12 protein-coding genes are annotated in these 19,641 nt (G+C 74.2%); 6 read left to right on the top strand and 6 right to left on the bottom strand.

The features are described 5' to 3' along the window. The first annotated feature begins 155 nt into the window (after nt 1-155). A complete protein-coding gene (locus H505_RS41425) occupies nt 156-2,933 on the top strand; it encodes a PKD domain-containing protein (RefSeq protein ID WP_034517680.1) in 2,778 nt (925 codons plus the stop codon). Nucleotides 2,934-3,132: 199 nt separating this feature from the next. Here H505_RS41425 and H505_RS47560 read toward each other — a convergent pair whose 3' ends face one another. The 6 genes from H505_RS47560 to H505_RS0112180 form a co-directional block, all read right to left on the bottom strand. Continuing rightward, on the bottom strand, nt 3,133-4,821 hold the full coding sequence (locus tag H505_RS47560; RefSeq protein ID WP_051300582.1) for a CBM96 family carbohydrate-binding protein: 1,689 nt from the start codon (nt 4,819-4,821) through the stop codon (nt 3,133-3,135). Nucleotides 4,822-4,846: 25 nt separating this feature from the next. Beyond that, the gene (locus tag H505_RS0112200; RefSeq protein ID WP_026402219.1) at nt 4,847-6,109 is read right to left on the bottom strand and encodes a delta-60 repeat domain-containing protein; all 1,263 of its coding nucleotides are present in this window, start codon (nt 6,107-6,109) and stop codon (nt 4,847-4,849) included. 93 nt (nt 6,110-6,202) lie between these two features. Continuing rightward, on the bottom strand, nt 6,203-6,985 hold the full coding sequence (locus tag H505_RS0112195; RefSeq protein ID WP_026402218.1) for a WecB/TagA/CpsF family glycosyltransferase: 783 nt from the start codon (nt 6,983-6,985) through the stop codon (nt 6,203-6,205). Further along, nucleotides 6,954-7,898 (bottom strand): sulfite exporter TauE/SafE family protein, encoded by a 945-nt coding sequence (locus H505_RS41415; RefSeq protein ID WP_084550159.1) that lies wholly within the window; start codon nt 7,896-7,898, stop codon nt 6,954-6,956. Before H505_RS41415 ends, H505_RS0112195 begins: the two co-directional genes overlap by 32 nt. A 154-nt stretch (nt 7,899-8,052) precedes the next feature. Next, nucleotides 8,053-9,519, bottom strand: a complete 1,467-nt coding sequence (cysC, locus tag H505_RS0112185) for an adenylyl-sulfate kinase (RefSeq protein WP_026402217.1) — start codon at nt 9,517-9,519, stop codon at nt 8,053-8,055. Between the two features lie 118 nt (nt 9,520-9,637). After that, a complete protein-coding gene (locus H505_RS0112180) occupies nt 9,638-10,435 on the bottom strand; it encodes a class I SAM-dependent methyltransferase (protein ID WP_026402216.1) in 798 nt (265 codons plus the stop codon). A 213-nt stretch (nt 10,436-10,648) separates the two neighbouring features. Between H505_RS0112180 and mfd the strand changes: the two genes are divergently transcribed. The 5 genes from mfd (at nt 10,649) to H505_RS0112155 (ending at nt 19,603) form a co-directional block, all read left to right on the top strand. Next, nucleotides 10,649-14,254 carry a transcription-repair coupling factor gene (mfd, locus tag H505_RS0112175; protein ID WP_026402215.1) on the top strand — a complete coding sequence of 1,202 codons (3,606 nt, stop codon included), beginning with the start codon at nt 10,649-10,651 and terminating at the stop codon, nt 14,252-14,254. Between the two features lie 41 nt (nt 14,255-14,295). Continuing rightward, nucleotides 14,296-14,994: a hypothetical protein gene (locus tag H505_RS0112170; RefSeq protein ID WP_026402214.1), complete on the top strand. Its 699-nt coding sequence runs from the start codon at nt 14,296-14,298 to the stop codon at nt 14,992-14,994. Then, nucleotides 14,991-15,986 (top strand): nucleoside triphosphate pyrophosphohydrolase, encoded by a 996-nt coding sequence (locus H505_RS0112165; protein ID WP_026402213.1) that lies wholly within the window; start codon nt 14,991-14,993, stop codon nt 15,984-15,986. Before H505_RS0112170 ends, H505_RS0112165 begins: the two co-directional genes overlap by 4 nt. A 133-nt stretch (nt 15,987-16,119) precedes the next feature. Beyond that, nucleotides 16,120-18,558, top strand: a complete 2,439-nt coding sequence (locus H505_RS41410) for a penicillin-binding protein (protein ID WP_245592492.1) — start codon at nt 16,120-16,122, stop codon at nt 18,556-18,558. 85 nt (nt 18,559-18,643) lie between these two features. Next, complete coding sequence (locus H505_RS0112155; RefSeq protein ID WP_026402212.1) at nt 18,644-19,603, top strand: NADP-dependent oxidoreductase; 960 nt, start codon at nt 18,644-18,646, stop codon at nt 19,601-19,603. Nucleotides 19,604-19,641: the final 38 nt, after the last annotated feature.

Here is a 19,641-nt window from a genome sequence, read left to right as displayed (position 1 = left end):
CCGGGTGAAATGTGGGGGTTCGCCCGGAGTCGTGGGGCCCGCAGGCGGTAGTGTTACCCGGCTTGACGCCCGTGAGGCAGGGCGTATCGGGGGATGTCGTTCGATCGGCAGGACGGTTGAGGAGAACACGCGTGCGCTGGAGAAGACTGTGCACCTTGGCCACGGCGACGGCACTGGCCGCCGCCGGGCTCGGCGTCGCCGGAGTCGGGACGGCCGCCGCCGCCCCGGGCGGCTCCCTGGTCAGCGAGAACCCCGTTGACTTCACCCCCCACGTCCAGGACGGCTCGGTCAAGGCGATCGTCCAGGTCGGTGACACCATCTACCTCGGCGGCTCGTTCACCCAGGTCAAGGAAGCGGGCGCGAACAAGCCGGTGGTGAACCGCGCCCGGCTGCTGGCCTTCGACGCCACCACCGGACGGCTCGACACGGCCTTCGACCCCGCCGTCGACGCGGGCGAGGTCAGCGCCATCCTGCCCGCGCCCGACGGCGAGAGCCTCTACATCGGCGGCAGCTTCAACGCCGTCGACGGGCAGACGCACCGCAAGCTCGCCCGGATCGACGCCGCGACCGGCGCGCCGATCGCCGGGTTCCAGCCGGACCTCACCGGCCGGGTCCGCGACCTGCGGATGGCCGGCGGACGGCTCTACGTCGCCGGGCAGTTCACCCACGTGAGCGGCGTCGCGCAGCCCGCGTTCGCCACCCTGAACCCGACCACCGGCGCCCGCGACGCGTTCTACGACCTGGAGGTCGCCGGCACCCAGAACGGCGGCTACACCGCCGTCATCAAGATGGACGTCACCCCGGACGGCTCCCGCCTCGTCGGCGTCGGCAACTTCACGTCCGTCGGCGGCCAGTCCCGGCCGCAGATCTTCATGCTGGACCTGACGGGCTCCCAGGCGGCCCTCGCGAACTGGCACACGGCCCGGTACGCCGACCAGTGCTCGCCGTCGTTCGACACCTACATGCGCGACGTCGACTTCGCCCCGGACGGCTCGTTCTTCGTCGTCACCACCACCGGCGGCCACCGCGGCTCCACCCAGATGTGCGACACGCACGCCCGCTGGGAGAACGCCGCCAACGGCACCGGCAAGCAGCCCACCTGGACGAACTGGACGGGCGGCGACACCTCCTACGCCGTCGAGGTCACCGACGACGCCGTCTACGTCGGCGGCCACTTCCGCTGGGCCAACAACCCGTTCGCGGCCGACAAGGCCGGCCAGGGCGCCGTCGCCCGCGAGGGCATCGCCGCCCTCGACCCGCTCACCGGCCTCCCGTTCACCTGGAACCCGGGCCGCACCCGCGGCGTCGGCGTCTTCGACATCCTCGCCACCGGCCAGGGCGTGTGGATCGGCAGCGACACCGACATCGCGGGCGGCGAGACGCACCAGAAGGTCGCGATGTTCCCCGCCGCCGGCGGCACCGCGCTGCCGGTGCTGGAGCCCGGCGAACTGCCCGGCGAGGTGTACTACGCGGGCGGCATCGGCGCCGGCGCCCAGAACTACCTCAAGCACCGCTCGTTCGACGGCTCCACCGCCGGGCCCGAGCAGACCGGCTCCACCGCCGGCGTCGACTGGCGCTACGCCCGCGGCGCGTTCATGCTCAGCGGCCGCCTCTACTACGGCGGCTCCGACGGCGGCTTCTACTCCCGCACGTTCGACGGCACCTCGCTCGGCGCGCAGACCCCGATCGACACCGCCGACCAGCTCGTCCCGATGACGACCTGGCACTCGCAGGTCAGCACCGTCCAGGGGATGTTCTACTCGGACGGCAAGATCTACTACACCCGCGGCGACGCGGCCCTGCACTACCGGCACTTCACGCCGGAGAGCGGCGTCGTCGGCGCGATCGAGTACACCGCCACGAACAACCTCGCTTCGGTCGACTGGCGGAACGTCGGCGGCATGTTCGTCTCCGGCGGGAAGCTGTACTACGTCGACAACACCAACGGGAACCTGCGCGCGGTGAACTTCGCCGCGGGCGTCCCGGGCGGCACGTCCGTGCTCGTGGACGGCGGCGACTGGCGCGGCCGCACGGTGTTCCTGCACGCGGCCGAGCCCAACGGCAAGCCCACGGCCGCCTTCACCCGCACCTGCACCGGCCTCGACTGCTCGTTCGACGGCTCCGCGTCCACCGACGCCGACGGCACCGTCGAGTCCCTCGCGTGGGACTTCGGCGACGGCGGGACCGGCACCGGCGTGACGCCGCAGCACACCTACGACGAGCCCGGCGAGTACACGGTGAAGCTCACCGTCACCGACAACCGGGGCGGCACCGGCACCGCCGAGCAGACCGTCACGGTCGCCGAGGACCAGGTGCCCGTCGGGTTCCGCGGCACCGCCGGCTTCAACGAGAACACGACGAGCGCCGCCGTCACCGTGCCGCCCGGCGTCCAGGCCGGCGACGCGATGCTGCTGTTCGCGACCATGAACACCGACTCGTCCGACGTCACCCCGCCCGCCGGGTGGACCGAGGTCGGCACGCAGACGAACGGCGCCTCCCGGTCCACGCTGTGGCGGAAGGTCGCCGGGGCGGGCGACGCCGGGTCCGCCGTCACCGTCGGCCTCGGCGACTTCGCCAAGGTCTCCCTGCGGCTCGTCGCCTACTCGGGCACCGCGGCGTCCCCCGTCGCGGCGTCGGCGAAGGCGACCGACAACGCCGCCGAGCACAGCGCGCCGCAGGTCGCGGTGACCGAGCCCGGCAGCTGGGTCGTGTCCTACTGGTCCGACAAGTCGTCCACCACGGCGGCGTGGACGCCGCCGTCGTCCGGCGAGCAGCGCGCCGTGAGCATCGGCAGCGGCGGCGGCCGCGTCACGTCGCTGCTCGTCGACAGCGGCGGCGCCGTCGCCACCGGGAACCACGGCCCCCTCACCGCGACGACGAACGCGTCGAGCCGCGGCCTGATGTGGACGGTCGTCCTGCGTCCCGCCGCCTGACCCGACGCACGGCGAGGCCCGCCCGGATCCGTTCCGGGCGGGCCTTCGCCGTCGAACGCGGACGCCGGACGAGCGTCACCGCGGCCGGGGCCCCGCCCCTCACGGGCGGCCCAGGGGCCGAACGCGACGATCCGCCCGGAGCCGGTGCTCCGAGCGGGCCGTCGCCGTGGTGGGCGGGTGGTGCGCCGGTGGGCGCGGGTCAGCAGAAGTCGTTCCACGCCTTGATGCTGGGCGCGTCGAGGAGGCGGAAGTCGCCGGTGGGCCAGTCGAGGTCGAAGTAGGCGACCCACAGGGCGTTCTTCTGCTCCAGGTACCGCGTCATGGACCGCAGCCACGCGGCGCGCTTCGCGCCGTCGTCGCCCGGGATGAGGTGGGCGCCCGTCTCGGCGACGCCGAACGGCAGGTCCTCCTGCGCGCTGACCTCGAGCACCTTCCCGTACATCTCGTCGGGCGTCTGGTACCGGCTCTTGGCGAGGTTGTAGGTGTCCCAGCCGAGGACGTCGATGACGTCCCGGCCCGGGTAGTAGTCGCGCCAGTTCCGCCGCGACTCCGGCTCCAGGCTCCAGCTCATGAGGACGAGCGTGGCCTTCAGCCGCGGGTTGTCCGCGCGGTCGGCGAGCCCGGCGAGGCGCCGCCACGCGGCACGGTAGTCGGCCGCCGTGAAGTGGCCGTCCGCGATGTTGTCCTCGGGCTCGTGGTAGTACACCCAGTAGACGTCCCGGTCGTCGGGCGCCTCGGCGAACCACCGCGCCATCTTCGCGTCGTGCTTCCCGGCGAGGACGTCCCGCGGGTTCATCTTGAACGAGACGACGGTCGGGCGCTTGCCGAGCTTGTCGCCGAACCGGCCGGGCCACGCGCCGGGCGTGCCCGGGTAGAACTGGCGGACCATGTCCAGGCGGCCGTAGCGGCGCTCGGCCTCCGCGAGGGCCTCCAGGTGGGTCTGCCCCCGGTCGACCTCCAGCGAGACGCCGCACAGCGTCCTGGCGTCCGTCCTGGAGCCGCCGCCGCCACCGCCCCCGCCGCTCGCGTCGGGCTTGCGGGACGACGGCGCGGGCGCCGGGGCCGCGTCGCGGGCCTGCGGCGGCGACGCTTCGGGCGCCGACGGGGACGGGCTCGGCGCCGCGCTCGCCGTCGGCGCGGGCGCCGCGGCGGGCGCGTCCGGGGACAGGACGAGCCGGGGCCCCGCCGCGGTCTCGCCCGCCCGGAACCGGGCGGACGTGTGCCGCTGCGCGTTCACGAGGGCGAACGCGTAGTCGCCGGGCCCGTCGATCCAGCGGCTGACGTCGACCGTCACCCGCTCGTCCGGCCCGCCGGGGGCGTCCGGGCGGGGCAGCGGCACCCGGGCCAGCGGCCGTCCCGCGTGGGGCCGGTTCCGCCAGGACGTCTCGTGCTCCGACCAGCCGCCGGGCAGCGCCCGCAGCTCCACGTCCGCGGGGAGGTGGTCGAACCGCTCGAGGGTCAGCTCCAGCCGCGCCGACCGGAACGGCGCCGCCGTCGACGGGACGGTGAACGCCAGGTAGCCCTCGGTGTGCCAGTCGGGCCACGCGGCGGCGCTCACGACGGCGTGCGCGCCGCGGACCGAGTCGGGCTCCTCCCGGCTGACGTAGGTGTCGGCGGACGCGGGCACGACCGTGATGCGCTCGCTGCCGTCGACCGGGGCCGTCCGGTACAGGTCGCCGGGGGCGAGCACCACGCCGGCGCCCGCGGCGGCGGCGAGGACGGCGCCGAGCGCGGTCACCCGCAGCGCCCGCCGCCGGGTGCGGGACCGGGACCGGGCCCGCGCGGCGGCGGCCCGGCGGGCGCGGCGGTTCCGCGGCGGACGCCCGTCCGGACCGGCGGGACGTCCGAAGCTCGGCGGCGTCTCACCGCGCCGTTCCCACCCCGTCATGCCCGCTCCTCTCGCCAGTGCAGACTTACCGTAGCGGGAACATCCCGATCCGCCCATGGAACTCGCGGCCGAGCTGGTCGGTGTCACTGCCCACCAGCAGGCCCTTGGGGGTCGCGACGAGCGCCTCGACGCCGTGGCCGCGGCTGCGGGTCGGGTTCCACGACAGCGCCTTGCCGGTCTTCGGGTTCAGCGCCGCGATCCCGGGACGTGCGGCGGCGCCCGGACCGGGGGAGTCGGAGCCGTACGGGTTGTCCATCCAGCGCTGGTGCCCGCCGACGTAGACGGCGGCGCCGGTGACGGCCGTGGACAGCAGCGTGTCGCCGCCGGTGTGGTTGACCCACGTCGCCTTCTGGCCGGAACCGGTCTTGTTCGTCTCGAAGCGGGCGGCGGTGTCGCACATCTGGCGGGGCCCGTACGGGCCGCCGGTCGTCGTGACGACGAAGTACGAGCCGTCCGGGGAGAAGTCCATGCCGCGCATGTAGGTGTCGAACGCCGTCCGGTTGCAGGGCGACGTGTACGCGTCGGTCGCCCAGGTGGACAGCTTCGCCGTCTTCGCCGTCTCGATCATCGCGAGCTGGTAGCGGCGCTGCCCCTCGGCCCGGGTGAAGGTGCCGTTGACGACCAGCCGGGTGTCCTGCGGGTTCACGATGAGGTTCTGGACCTTCAGCTCGCCCGCGCGCGGCTCGCTCAGCGTGATGTCGAACGTCGGGTCGACGGCCCCGGTGGCGGCGTTGAGGCGCGCGAGCCCGGTGACGGCCGTCTTGCCGACCTGCGTGAACGTTCCGCCGACGTACAGCCGGGCGTCGCGCCGCACCATGCTCGACACGCGCCCCCACGGGATGGCGGGCTTGAACGACGGCACGACCTTGCCCGTCGACACCTGGAGCAGCGCGAGGGGGCCGGTCTTGACGCCCGCGACGTTCTTGAACCGGCCGCCCACGTACACCGTGCCGTCGGGGCCGGGCTGCAGCGCGTAGACGGTCCCGTCGATCTGCGGGACGAACGTCGTGGTGATCTTGCCGGTGGCCAGGTCGAACGAGAACAGGTTCGTGCGGGCCGCCGCCTTCGCGTTCCGGCCCGCGTTGCGCACCTGCTCGAAGTTGCCGCCGACGACGACCGTGGAGCCGACGACCGCGATGGCGCGGACCGTCCCGTCCAGGACGTGCGGCGTCGCGTCCACCGGGTCGGCCGAGACGACCGAGGAGTGGGCGATGTCGGCCGAGGCCGCGGCCGGGAACAGCAGGGCTGCGCCGAGGAGTGTCGCCGCGGCGGCAGAGCGCTTGCGCATGTCGGTCTCCGGGGGAAGGGCGTTGACCCGGCATGTTCTACCACGCAATTGATCGCCGCGTCCGGGTTTCGGCGGCGGCCGCCCGCGTCCGGATCAGGACTGCTTGCCGTGCCGGATCCGGTGCACGAGGACGCGCCCCAGGTAGGAGCCCAGTTCGACGGTGTAGCGGCGCCACAGCCGCCGCGGTTCGCGCGCGAGCCGGTACAGGAACCCGATCCGCAGCTTCAGGACCCAGGGCGGGTAGTACTCGCGGCGCTCGGCGAGATGCTCGAAGTACGCGCCGCACGTGATGATGACGGGCGCCTCGATCGCGTCGCGGTGCTCGGCGACGAACCGCTGCTGCAGCGGCGTGCCCAGCCCCACGTGGAGGATGTCGGGCGCCGCCGCGTTGATCTCGGCGACGAGCCGTTCCGCGGTCTCCGGGGGCAGGACGCCGTCCCGCGCCCAGTGCCCGTGCTGGGTGCCGGCGATCGAGAGCCCGGGGAACCACTCCCGCAGGTTCCGCGCGGCGTCGTCGGCGACGCCGGGCGCGTTGCCGAACAGGAAGACGCTCCAGCCCTCCTCCGCGGGCTGCCCGAACAGGTCGTCGGTCAGGTCGTCGTTGGCCATCCGCCCCGGCACCGGCCGGCCGAAGATTCTCGCGGCCAGCACCACGCCCCAGCCGTCCGGCAGGTTGAGGTCGAACCCGTTCATGAGGTCGCGCAGCGCGCGGTCCTTCTGCGCCTTCCGGACGTAGTCGGGGTTCGCGAACGTGATCGTCAGCTTCGTCCGGTCCTTGACGGCGGCGGCGACGAACTCCCGCAGCCGGGCGGCGTCGATGCGGCTGACGCGCACGCCCAGCACGTCAACGGTCTGGTGCGGCCATCGATCGTCCACGCGTGCTCCGCTTTCCTGTTTCTCCGGCTTCGTCCGGCGACTCGGAGGGCACTGTATCCCGCTTCCTCCGGCCGACGAGCCAGGTCGCGGCGGTCCCGGCGGCGATCGCGGCGATCGTCCACGCCAGCGGGACCACGCCGACGCCGAACATGTTGAGCGCGGAGGCGACGAGGACGAGCACGAGCAGGCGGCGGATGAGCCCGGCGGGGGCCCGGGAGGAGATCCGCGAGCCGAGGTAGACGCCGGGGATCGACCCGACGAGCAGCGCGGCGGTGACCTCCAGCCGGAACTCGCCGAAGAGCAGGTGGCCGAGCGCGGCGGCGAACACCAGCGGGACGGCCTGCAGCAGGTCCGTCCCCACCAGGTGGTTCGGCTTCAGCGCCGGGTACAGCAGCAGGAGCGCGACGATGATCAGCGAGCCGGACCCGACCGAGGTGATCCCCACGACGAGCCCGCCGACCGCGCCGACGAGCACGGTCGGGACGGGACGCACGGTGATGGGGCCGTCGTCCTCGTCGGGCCGCGCGCGGCGCGCCAGCAGGCCGCGGACCAGGATCCCCGCGGCGGCCACGAGCAGCGCGATGCCCATCGCCAGCTCGATGAAGTCGTGCACGGCCTCCCCGTCGCCGAGGGCCCGCGGGATGAGCACGCCGCAGAACGCGGCGGGCACCGAGCCCGCGCACAGCCACCCGACCAGGCGCAGGTCGACGGTGCCCCGCCGGTAGTGGACGGCGCTGCCGACGGGTTTCATCACGGCGGACGCGGCGAGGTCGCTGGAGACCGCCGCGAGGGGGCTGACCCCGAAGAAGGTCACGAGCATCGGCGTCATCAGCGCACCGCCGCCCATGCCGGTGAGACCGACGACGATGGCGACCAGGAACGAGCCCAGCGCCATCGGCCAATCGAAGTCCATCGCCATGATCTACCAGACATGTAGGGAATACCGGCTATCACGGTAAAGGATCGCGACCCCGGCTTCGTAACCCGGGTGGGCCGGGCCAAACGACACCCCCGGAGGGACGCGTCGAATCCCTCGGGGGCGGGGCGGTGATCAGGCGGGGGCGAGGTCAGGCGGGGCGGATCCAGCCGCCCTCGGTGAGCACGGCCAGGACGCGGTCGACGGCCTCCTCGGGCGTCAGCCGGGAGGTGTCGATCGCGAGGTCGGCGTCGTCCGGCTCCTCGTAGGGATCGGAGATGCCGGTGAACTCGGGGATGAGGCCGGCGCGGGCCTTGGCGTACAGGCCCTTGCGGTCGCGGCGCTCGCACTCCTCGAGCGGGGTGGCCACGTGCACGAGGATGAAGTCGCCGTGGGCCTCCACCATGCGGCGGACCTCGGCGCGCGTGGCGGCGTACGGGGCGATCGGCGCGCAGATCGCGACGCCGCCGTGCCGGGTGATCTCGGACGCGACGAAGCCGATGCGGCGGATGTTCAGGTCGCGGTCGGGACGCGAGAAGGTGAGCCCCGCGGAGAGCATGCGGCGCACGACGTCGCCGTCCAGGAGCGTGACGGTGCGGCCGCCGCGCTCGATGAGGGCGTCGGACAGGCCGCGCGCGACGGTCGACTTGCCGGAGCCCGACAGGCCCGTGAAGAAGACGGTGAGGCCGCGCGAGCGCTTGGGCGGACGGGCGACGGCGAGTTCGGCGGCGACGGCGGGCGGGGTGAACCAGTCGGGGACGGGCTCGCCCGCGTCGAGGAGTTCGCCGAGCCGCTCGGGGCTCAGCTCGGCCTGGACGTGGTCGGGCTCGATGCGGGCGACCGGGCGCCACACCTCGACGTCGGCGTCGTAGGCCCACGGCTCGGGGACGGCGACGGGGATCGGGACGTCCTCGGGCTCCAGCTCGGCGAGCAGGTGCGTCGCCCCGTACGCGGCGGCGACGTGGGCGCGCAGGACGACGTCCCGCTCGCCGTCGCCGCGGGCGGGCAGCGGCACGGGGACGACCCGCGCGCCGGGCAGTTCGCGGCGGACGGCGAGCAGCGCGCGGACGAGCGACTCGTCGTGCCCGCCGCCGAGCAGCGGCATCAGCAGGACGCCCGCGCCGAGGCGCTCGGCGACCTGGCGGATCTGGCCGAGCTGGCGGCGGTGCAGGAAGTCGCGGGTGGCGACGGCCAGGACGGGCCCGGCGGCCGGCTCCATCTCGTCGGGGCGGCGGCGCATCGCGTGGAACGGTCCGTGCGCCGGGGCGCGGAGGGCCTCCAGCGGGCCCGCGAGGCGCTGGTCGCCGGACGTCGGGTCCTGCCAGCGCTCCTCGACGGTCAGGACGGCGAGCGGGACGCCCTCGGGGTCCTGGAGGACGAGCCGGTCGTGCTCGGTCAGCTCCTTCGGGACGGAGAGGGTGACGGGCACGGGCCAGGGGGTGCCGTCGGCCAGCCGGCCGCCGGCGATGACCATCGCCGCGTCGAACGAGCCGAGGAAGCCCGTGAGCGGCCGGTAGACGCCGGCCAGGATCAGCTCCAGGTCGGCGAGCTCCACCGGTTCCGGCGTCCAGGCGGGCAGGTCGCGCAGCGTGTCGGGAAGGCCGGCTTCGGCGGTCACCGCGGTCTCCGATCTTGCCCGGGACGGTGCCGGGCTGATCCAGGTGGGAACGTGTTCGCGCTGCAGAAAATACTGCGGCGGCTCAGGTGCCCGCATCTCCGGCGCGCCCGTGACCGCCTCAGATGACCCGCGCGAAACGGTTCTCGGGTTTGCGGATGACCAGTGTCACGTCGCTGTGCGCGGCGGTGAGCCGCCCGCGGGTGCAGAGCGAGACGAGCCGGCACAGCAGGTCGGCGGGGCCGGATCCGGCCCCGAGTCCGTCGAGGGACGCGCGGGAGGTGTACTCCTCGGCGACGACGAGCCCGCGCATCGTGCAGTACCAGCGCAGGCCCCGCCGCGACGCGACCCGCTCGTAGACGGCGGCCGGCGGCCCGGCCGCCGGCCGCGGCGCGGGCGCCGGCCCGCCGCCGGGCGCGACGCGCGCGTGCGCCCCGCGCTGCGCCCGTCCGGGCCGCGGCCGGCGCCGCCGCCGGACGGGCCGGAGCCGGTGCGGGAGCGTGCGGTCGAGGAAGCCGAACGCGGTGTCGCGGTCGCGCATCCGCACCAGCAGCAGCCCGCCGGGCTTGAGCGCGGCGACGAACCGGTCCAGGACGAGTTCGGCGTGCGGGACCCGTTCGATGAGGTAGGAGGCGTGGACCACGTCGTAGGAGCGCGGCGGCAGCGGGACGGTGCGCAGGTCGCCCAGGTGCCAGGAGTCCAGGTCGGTGCGCTCGCAGGTGTACGCGCGCAGCTCCGGGACGTCCATGTCGACGCCGGTGGCGACGTGGGCGCGGCCGCCGAGGTTCAGCCCCGTGCCCCAGCCGCATCCGGCCTCCAGGATGTGGATCCGCTGCAGGGGCTTCTCGAGGGCGTACTGCCGGGCGCGTTCGGAGAAGAGGTCGCCGCCGTCGACCGGCGGCGTACGCAGATCGGTCACAGTTCCGCAGCGTAACCGTCCGGATGCGCTCTGTCCGCTATTTGCGCATTCTTGGTAACGGCCGTGTCGCGCTCCGCAATCATCGCCGGTCGCGGCGGTGAAACGCGGGCGGGTCGGCGGGGCGCGTACCCTGGTAAGCGGTACCGGGTCCACGCGGGATTCCGGGTCTTCGGGCTGCCCTGCCTCGGGGTCTTTGCGATTGAGCGGGCGAACATGACGCTTTCTGGACTTGTCGATCTGGCGTGCACCGATGCCGGGCTGTCACGCGCGCTGGAGCGGGTGCGCACCGACCACCAGGTGGTCGCGCCCCCCGCGCTGTGGCCGGTCCTGGCCGCGGCGCTGAGCCGCCGGGTGTCCGGCGGGCCGGGCGGGACGGGCGGGACGGTGCTGGCGGTGACGGCGACCGGCCGGGAGGCCGAGGACCTGACCGCCGCCCTGTCGAGCCTGCTGGACCCGGGCCGGGTCGCGCACTTCCCCGCGTGGGAGACGCTGCCGCACGAGAAGCTGTCGCCGCGGTCCGACACCGTCGGGCAGCGCCTCGCGGTGCTGCGCCGCCTCGTGCACCCGGACGCCGACGGCGCCGACCCCGCGCCGGACGGGGCGTCCGGCGGCAAGGGCGGGCGCCTGGACGTCGTCGTCACGCCGGTGCGGGCCGTGCTGCAGCCGATCGTGTCCGGCCTGGCCGACCTGGAGCCGGTGCGGCTGGCGTCCGGCGCGGACGCCGACATGGACGACGCGGTCCGCCGGCTCGTCGACGCCGGGTACCACCGGGTCGACCTGGTGGAGAAGCGCGGCGAGATCGCGGTGCGCGGCGGGATCCTGGACGTGTTCCCGCCGACCGAGGAGCACCCGCTGCGGGTGGAGTTCTGGGGCGACACCGTCGAGGAGGTCCGCTACTTCAAGGCCGCCGACCAGCGGTCCCTGGAGGTCGCGCAGGACGGGCTGTGGGCGCCGCCGTGCCGGGAGCTGCCGCTGACCGCGCAGGTGCGGGAGCGGGCGCGCGCGCTGGCCGCCGAGCATCCCGCGCTGGAGGACATCCTCGGCCGGATCGCCGACGGCGACACCGTCGAGGGGATGGAGGCGTTCTCGCCCGTCCTCGCCGACAGCATGGAGCTGCTGACCGACCTGCTCCCCGACGGCTCCGCGCTGCTGGTGTGCGAGCCCGAGCGGATCCGGACCCGCTCGGCCGAGCTCGTCCGCACCAGCCAGGAGTTCCTGGAGGCGAGCTGGGTCAACGCGGCCGCGGGCGGGGCGGCGCCGATCGACCTGGGCGCCGCCGCGTTCCGCTCCCTGGAGGAGGTGCGGCTGCACAGCCGGGAGCTGGGGCTGCCGCGCTGGACGGTGACCGCGCTGACGCCCGGCGCGACGGACGAGACCGGCGGGGCCGCCGCGGACGAGGCGCTGTTCGAGGACGACGTCGAACTGCTCGACCTCGGGGCGCGCGCGGCCGAGGCGTACCGGGGCGACACCGGCCGGGTCGTCGCCGACCTGAAGGGCTGGATCGACGGCGGCTGGCGGGTCGTGCTCGTCACCGCCGGGCACGGCCCCGCGGAGCGGCTCGTCCAGCTCGTCGGCGACGAGGGGCTCGGCGCGCGGCTCACGGACGTGGCCGGGACGCCCGGCCCGTCGGTCGTGAACGTGACGACCGGGCTGCTGGAGAACGGGTTCGTCTGGGAGCACGTGAAGCTCGCGGTGCTCACCGAGACCGACCTGTCGGGGCAGCGGTCGTCCACGAAGGACGCGCGGCGGATGCCGTCGCGGCGGCGCGGCGGCATCGACCCGCTGCAGCTGCGCCCCGGCGACTACGTGGTGCACGAGCAGCACGGCGTCGGACGGTACGTGGAGATGGTCAGCCGCACCGTGCAGGGCGCGACCCGCGAGTACCTGATCCTGGAGTACGCCAAGAGCGACCGGCTGTTCGTCCCGACCGACCAGCTCGAGGAGCTGACCCGGTACGTGGGCGGGGAGGCGCCGAGCCTGCACCGGCTCGGCGGCGCCGACTGGCAGAAGGCGAAGTCGCGGGCGCGCAAGGCGGTCCGGCAGATCGCCGGGGAGCTGATCCGGCTGTACTCGGCGCGGATGGCGAGCCCGGGGCACGCGTTCGGCACGGACACGCCGTGGCAGCGGGAGCTGGAGGACGCGTTCCCGTACGTGGAGACGCCCGACCAGCTCGCCGCGATCGACGAGGTCAAGGCCGACATGGAGAAGGCCGTCCCGATGGACCGGCTGATCTGCGGCGACGTCGGCTACGGCAAGACGGAGATCGCGGTGCGGGCGGCGTTCAAGGCCGTCCAGGACGGGATGCAGGTCGCGGTGCTGGTGCCGACGACGCTGCTGGTGCAGCAGCACCTGTCGACGTTCAGCGAGCGGTTCGCGGCGTTCCCGGTCCAGGTGAAGCCGGTCAGCCGGTTCCAGACCGACAAGGAGATCGAGGCGACGCTGGAGGGCCTGGCGGCCGGCACGGTCGACGTGGTCGTCGGGACGCACCGGATCCTGTCGTCGCAGACCCGGTTCAAGAAGCTCGGCCTGGTGATCATCGACGAGGAGCAGCGGTTCGGCGTCGAGCACAAGGAGGAGCTGAAGCGGCTGCGGACGCAGGTGGACGTGCTGGCGATGTCGGCGACGCCGATCCCGCGGACGCTGGAGATGGGGCTCACCGGCATCCGGGAGATGTCGACGATCCTGACCCCGCCGGAGGAGCGGCACCCGATCCTCACGTTCGTCGGGCCGTACCAGGAGAAGCAGATCGCGGCGGCGATCCGCCGGGAGCTGCTGCGCGAGGGCCAGGTGTTCTTCGTGCACAACCGGGTGCGGTCGATCGACAAGGTCGCGGCGAACCTGGCGCGGCTCGTGCCGGAGGCGCGGATCGCGACCGCGCACGGCCAGATGAACGAGCAGCAGCTCGAACGGGTCATGGTCGACTTCTGGGAGAAGAACTACGACGTGCTGGTCGCGACGACGATCGTCGAGTCGGGCCTGGACGTCCCCAACGCCAACACCCTCATCGTGGACCGCGCCGACATGTACGGGCTGTCGCAGCTGCACCAGCTCCGCGGCCGGGTCGGGCGCGGCCGGGAGCGGGCGTACGCGTACTTCCTGTACCCGCCGGAGACGCCGCTGACGGAGACGGCGCACGAGCGGCTCGCGACGCTGGCCCAGCACACCGAGGTCGGCGCGGGCATGTACGTCGCGATGAAGGACCTGGAGATCCGCGGCGCGGGCAACATCCTGGGCGCCGAGCAGTCCGGGCACGTCGCGGGCGTCGGGTTCGACCTGTACGTCCGGATGGTCGGGGAGGCGGTCCGGGAGCTGAAGGAGGGCGGCGAGCCGGAGCAGGCCGAGACGAAGGTCGAGCTGCCGGTGGACGCGCACCTGCCGCACGAGTACGTGCCGGGGGAGCGGCTCCGCCTGGACGCCTACCGCCGCATCGCCGCGATCACGTCGGAGGACGAGATCGCCGTCGTGCACGACGAGCTGAAGGACCGCTTCGGCCCGCTCCCCGTCCCGGTGCTGAACCTGCTGGAGGTGGCGCGGTTCCGGGCGAAGGCGCGCCGGGCCGGGCTGAACGACGTCACCCTGCAGGGCAACTTCGTCAAGTTCACGCCCGTCGACCTGCCCGACTCGCGGCAGGTGCGGCTGAACCGGCTCTACCCGAAGAGCATCCTGAAGACCGCGAACGAGACGCTGCTGGTGCCGATGCCGAAGACCAAGCCGCTCGGCGGCCGGCCGCTGCGCGACCAGGAGCTGCTGGCCTGGGCGAGCGACCTGGTGGACGCCCTGTTCCTGGAGTCCTCGCCCGCCGCCGGGTCGGCTCGGTAGGCTGCCCGCGACCGCTTGATCACCGAGGAGTGGAGGGTTCCGTGCCCGGTAAGTCCCTGAGGCGCGTCCCGGCCGCCGCGCTCGCCGCGGTGCTGGCCGCGGGCGCGCTCGCCGGCTGCGACGCCGCGCCGAAGGCGGGCACCGCCGCCCTCGTCGACGGCGACCGCATCACCGTCCGCACGCTCGGCGACACCGTCGAGACCTGGTGGGGGCAGCTCCGGCGCGACCCGGCCGCCGGGCAGATCTGGGCGCGGTCCGGCAACGGGGCGGCGCAGGCCGGCGAGCCCGGCACGGCGCCCGCCGAGCCGGGCGAGGCCGACATGCGCGGCGCGCTCAACCTCCTGGTGTCGTTCCGCATCGCCGACGAGGCCGCCGAACGCGCGGGCGTCACGGTGTCGGGCGGCCGGACCGCCGAGATCGTCGACCTGCTGGGCCGCGGCGGCGCGAGCGCCGAGACCATCACGCTGGCGAACGGCCTGCCGCGCGAGCGCACCCGCGACTTCGCACGGTTCATGGCCGTCCAGGACGCGCTGATGCGGCACTTCGGCGCGGACGGCGTCCCGCAGAGCCCCGCGAACATGCAGGCGACGCAGCGGTTTCAGGCCCTGCTCGTGGAGACGGCCGGCGCGATGGACGTCGAGATCAACCCCCGGTACGGGTCGTTCGACCCGCAGCGGGTCGCGATCGGGCCGCTGTCCGAGGAGCTGTCGACCCCCGCGACGGAATCCGCGCGGGCATGAGCCTGACCCTGCTCGCCACCACCCACCGCGTCGCGCCCGGCCTGCTGTCCTGGCGGGCGTGGGAGCGGCTGCGGACGGCCGCGCGCGTCCTCGCGCCCGCCGGGCACCCGCTGCTGCCGTCCCTGGCGGACGCGGACGTCGCCGTCGAGGAGGCGCCCGCGCCCGACCCGGCCGCGCTGGTCGCCGCCGCCCGCGCCGCGGACGTCGTGTGGGTGGCGGCGCCCGAGGGCGACGAGGCGCTGCTCCGCGAGGTCGGCGCCCTGGTCGTCGCCGACCCGCTGGACGTCGAGGTGCTGCACGGCTCGTACGACCTGCCGGGCGCGCGGCTGCTCGACCTGGTGTCGGTGATGGACACGCTGCGCCGCGAGTGCCCGTGGGACCGGGAGCAGACGCACGCGTCGCTCGTCCCGTACCTGCTGGAGGAGTCGTACGAGGTCCTCGACACGGTGGAGTCGGGCGACCTGGGCGCGCTGCGCGAGGAACTGGGCGACGTGCTGATGCAGGTCGCGTTCCACTCGGTGGTGGCCGCCGAGCGGACGGACGGCACGGAGTTCACGATCGACGACGTCGCGGCGGGCATCGTCGACAAGCTCGTCCGGCGGCACCCGCACGTGTTCGCGGACGTCGCGGTGAGCGGCGCCGACGAGGTCAACGCGAACTGGGACCAGATCAAGGCGGCCGAGCGGGAGGCGAAGCACGGCGCGGACGCGTCCGCGCTCGACGGCGTCCCGATGGCGCAGCCGGCGCTGTCGCTGGCGGCGCAGTTGCAGCGCCGCGCGGCGCGGATGAAGGCGCCCGCCGACCTCGCGCCCGCGCCCGGAGAGGCCGGGGAGGCCGGGGAGGCCGGGGCGAGCGACCTGGGGGTGCGGCTGTTCGCGCTCGTCGCAGAGGCGCGCGAGGCCGGCCTGGACCCCGAAGCGGAGTTGCGCGCCGTTTCGCGGGTATTCCGAGACCGTGTCCGTGCTTGGGAACGGCGGCGGCCGAACGCCTGATAAGCGCGACTTCGCCCGGATACTCCGCGATGGGGTGGTCCGCCGGGGGGCGCGCGTCTACGCTGGGCGCGTGCCGGCCGAGACGGAAGTCGACGCGAGTGACCGCCGAGGCGGGAACGGAACGCTCGTACCCGTGTCCGGATCCGGCCGCCGGCGGCGCCGGTGGCTGACCGGGAGGACCACCCGCGCCGAGAAGCTGCGCGCCGTCCGCGGCCTCGCGTCGCTGAGCGGCGTCGCCGGGGTGCTCGTCGCCCTCATGCTGATCCCCACCGCCTGCACCGCGGGCGTCGGCGCGCGCGACGCGGCCCGCTGGTTCCAGAACGCGCCCGAGGGGCTGGAGGGCCTCGGCGTCCCGCAGCGCTCCACGATCCTCGCCGCGGACGGCTCGAAGATCGCCACGTTCTTCTACCAGAACCGCGTGAACGTCGACCTGGACGACATCGCGCCGATCATGCGCGAGGCGGTCGTCGCGATCGAGGACAGCCGGTTCTACGAGCACGGCGCGCTCGACACCGAGGGCACGCTGCGGGCGCTCGCGACCAACCTGACCAGCGGCGACGTCGAGCAGGGCGGGTCGGGCATCACGCAGCAGTACGTGAAGAACCTGCTGCTCGTCCAGGCCGAGTCGGACGCCGAGCGGACGGCCGCCACGGAGGTCACCGTCGCCCGCAAGATCCGCGAGCTGCGGTACGCGGTGGCGATCGAGGAGCGGCTGTCCAAGGACGAGATCCTCCGCCGCTACCTCAACATCGCCTACTTCGGCGACGGCGCCTACGGCATCGAGGCCGCGTCCCGGCACTACTTCTCCAAGCACGCGTCCGAGCTGGACCTCGGGGAGGCGGCGCTGCTCGCCGGCGTCATCCGCTACCCGCACGCCTACAACCCCGTCGAGCACCCCGACATGGCGCGCGAGCGCCGCGACGTCGTCCTCGACCGGATGGTGGACCTCGGCTGGGCCGACCCCGCCGAGGCCGCCCGGGTGAAGGAGCGTCCGGTCGACCTGAAGCTGGAGGAGGTCGACAACGGCTGCGTGTCCAGCGGCGCGCCCTTCTTCTGCGACTACGTGCAGCGCGAGATCCTCACCGACAAGGCGTTCGGCGAGACGGCCAAGGAGCGCGAGCGGCTCCTCAAGCGCGGCGGCCTCACGATCCACACGACGCTCGACCCGAAGGCGCAGCGGGCCGCGCAGCGCGCCGTCGAACGGTTCGTTCCGCCGAAGAACGACGCGCGCCTCGCCGCCGCCCAGGCGATGGTCGAACCCGGCACCGGCCGCATCAAGGCCATGGTCGTCGGCCGCGAGATGGGCGACGGCACCGAGCGCGGCAAGACCTGGATCAACTTCGCCGCCGACGCCAGCCACGGCTCCAGCATCGGCATGCAGGCCGGATCGACGTTCAAGCCGTTCACGCTGGCGGCCGCGCTGGACGAGGGCATGCCGCTCGGCACCCGCCTGATGGCGCCCCGCGCGTACACGCCCACCGGTTTCCGCAACTGCGACGGCGAGCGCGTCGGCGACCCGAACGCACGCCTGCGCAACTCCGCCGACGGCGAGGGCGGCCGCCGGTTCAGTCTCGTGACCGGCACGCGGAACTCGGTCAACACCTTCTTCCTCGCGCTGCAGAAGGAGGTCGGCCTCTGCGACACCGTCGAGATGGCCGAGAAGCTCGGGATGCGGCAGGCGAACGGCGAGCCGCTGGAGCAGTACCCGTCGTTCACGCTCGGCTTCAACCCCGTCTCCCCGCTGCGCCTCGCCGCCGCCTACGCCGCGTTCGGCGCCCGCGGCGAGTACTGCGAGCCCATCGCGATCACGAAGGTCGCGGACGCGTCCGGCAAGAAGCTCGACGTCCCGGACGCGAACTGCGAGCAGGTGATCGACGAGGGCGTCGCCGACGGCGTCAGCCACGTCCTGCGCGGCGTGCTCACCGACGGCACCGCCGCGGGGAGGGGCATCGGCCGCCCCGCCGCTGGGAAGACCGGCACCGTCGACAACTTCTCCGCCGCCTGGTTCGCCGGCTACACCCCCGACCTGGCGTCCGCCGTCTGGGTCGGCGACCCGCGCGGCGGCTACGACCACCCGATGACGAGCGTCTGCATCGACGGCCGCTGCTACGGCGCCGTCTACGGCGCGACGCTCCCCGCGCCGATCTGGCAGCAGAGCATGCGCGGCGCCCTCCAGGGCACCGAGGCGTCCCCGTTCCACCGGCCGCCGGGGCACTTCTTCAGCAAGGGCAGCGGCCTCGACCGCGTCGACGTCCCGGACGTCCGCGGCATGGACCTCGGGGACGCCCTCGACCGGCTGCGGTCCGCCGGGTTCCGGGTCAGCTTCGGCGACCGCATGCCCTCCCGGTACCCGCGCGGGACGGTCGCCGAGATGACGCCCGGCCCCGGCTCCGCCGAGCCCGGCTCCACGATCACCGTCCGGGTCAGCGACGGGCCCGAGGACGAGGACGAGCCCGGCGACGGGGACCCGGGCGACGGCGGTCCCGGCGACTCCCCGACGATCCCGCCCGACGCCTCCCTGCCGCCCGACGCGGGCGGCCCGCCGGACCCGAACGGCCCCGCCGGCGACTGACGCCGTGTGACGTCCCGGACCGCGGGTAGATCATTTGGCGGGGTGTGATCCCGCCCCGCACGACCGATCCGGGGGGACGATCGTCATGCGAGCCATCGCCGTGTCCGAATACGGCGCCACACCGGCGCTCACCTACCTGCCGCGACCCGAGCCGGGTCCCGGCGAGATCCTCGTGAAGCTGGTCGCCGCCGGGCTCAACCCGCTCGACTGGCGCATCGCCGACGGGATGCTCAAGGACACCGCCGACGCCGTGTTCCCGCTCGTCCTCGGGGCCGACGGCGCCGGGGTCGTCGAGGACGCGGGCGAGGGCGTCACCCGGCTGCGGCACGGCGAGCAGGTCTACGGGGTCTTCACCGACGTCGAGCGCGGCCGCGGCTCGTACGCCGAGTACGCCGTCGTCCGGGAGGACGGCCCGGTCGCCCGGATGCCCGCGTCGATGATCTACACGGAGGCCGCGGCGGTGCCGACCGCGTGCGCCACGGCGCTGGACGTGGTCGAGCGGGCCGGGCTCGGCGAGGGGGCGGGCGAGGGGCGGACGGTCCTGATCGCCGGTGCGACCGGCGGCGTCGGGCAGGCCGCCGTGCAGCTCGCCGCCCGCGCCGGCGCGACGGTCATCGCCACCGCCCGCGCCGACACGGCCGGGACGATGCGCCGCCTCGGCGCCGCGCACACCGTCGACCACACCGCCGGGGACCTGAACGAGCAGGTGCTGGCCGTCCACTCCGCGGGCGTCGACGCCCTCATCGTCCTCGCCGGGGACACCGCGCGGACCGCCGAGCTGGCCCGCCTGCTGCACCCCGGCGGCACCTGCGTCAGCACCGTGTGGACCGCCGACCCGGACACGATGGCCGCGCACGGCCTCCGGGGCGTCAACTACGACGACCGTCCCACCGCCGGGGCCCTCGACCGGATCGCCGGCCTCCTCGACGCGGGGGAGCTGCGCGTCCGCATCGAGCGCGAGGCGCCGCTGGACGCCGCGCCGGACGCCCTCGCCCGCAACCGGGCGGGCGGCGCGCGCGGCAAGACCGTCCTGCGCATCTTGTGACAACACGCCCGAAGCGGGCATGGGACGGCGTATGAGTC

The sequence above is a fragment of the Actinomadura rifamycini DSM 43936 genome, assembly GCF_000425065.1.
Classification (GTDB): Bacteria; Actinomycetota; Actinomycetes; order Streptosporangiales; family Streptosporangiaceae; genus Spirillospora; species Spirillospora rifamycini.
This window is presented reverse-complemented; position numbering and strand designations above follow the sequence as displayed.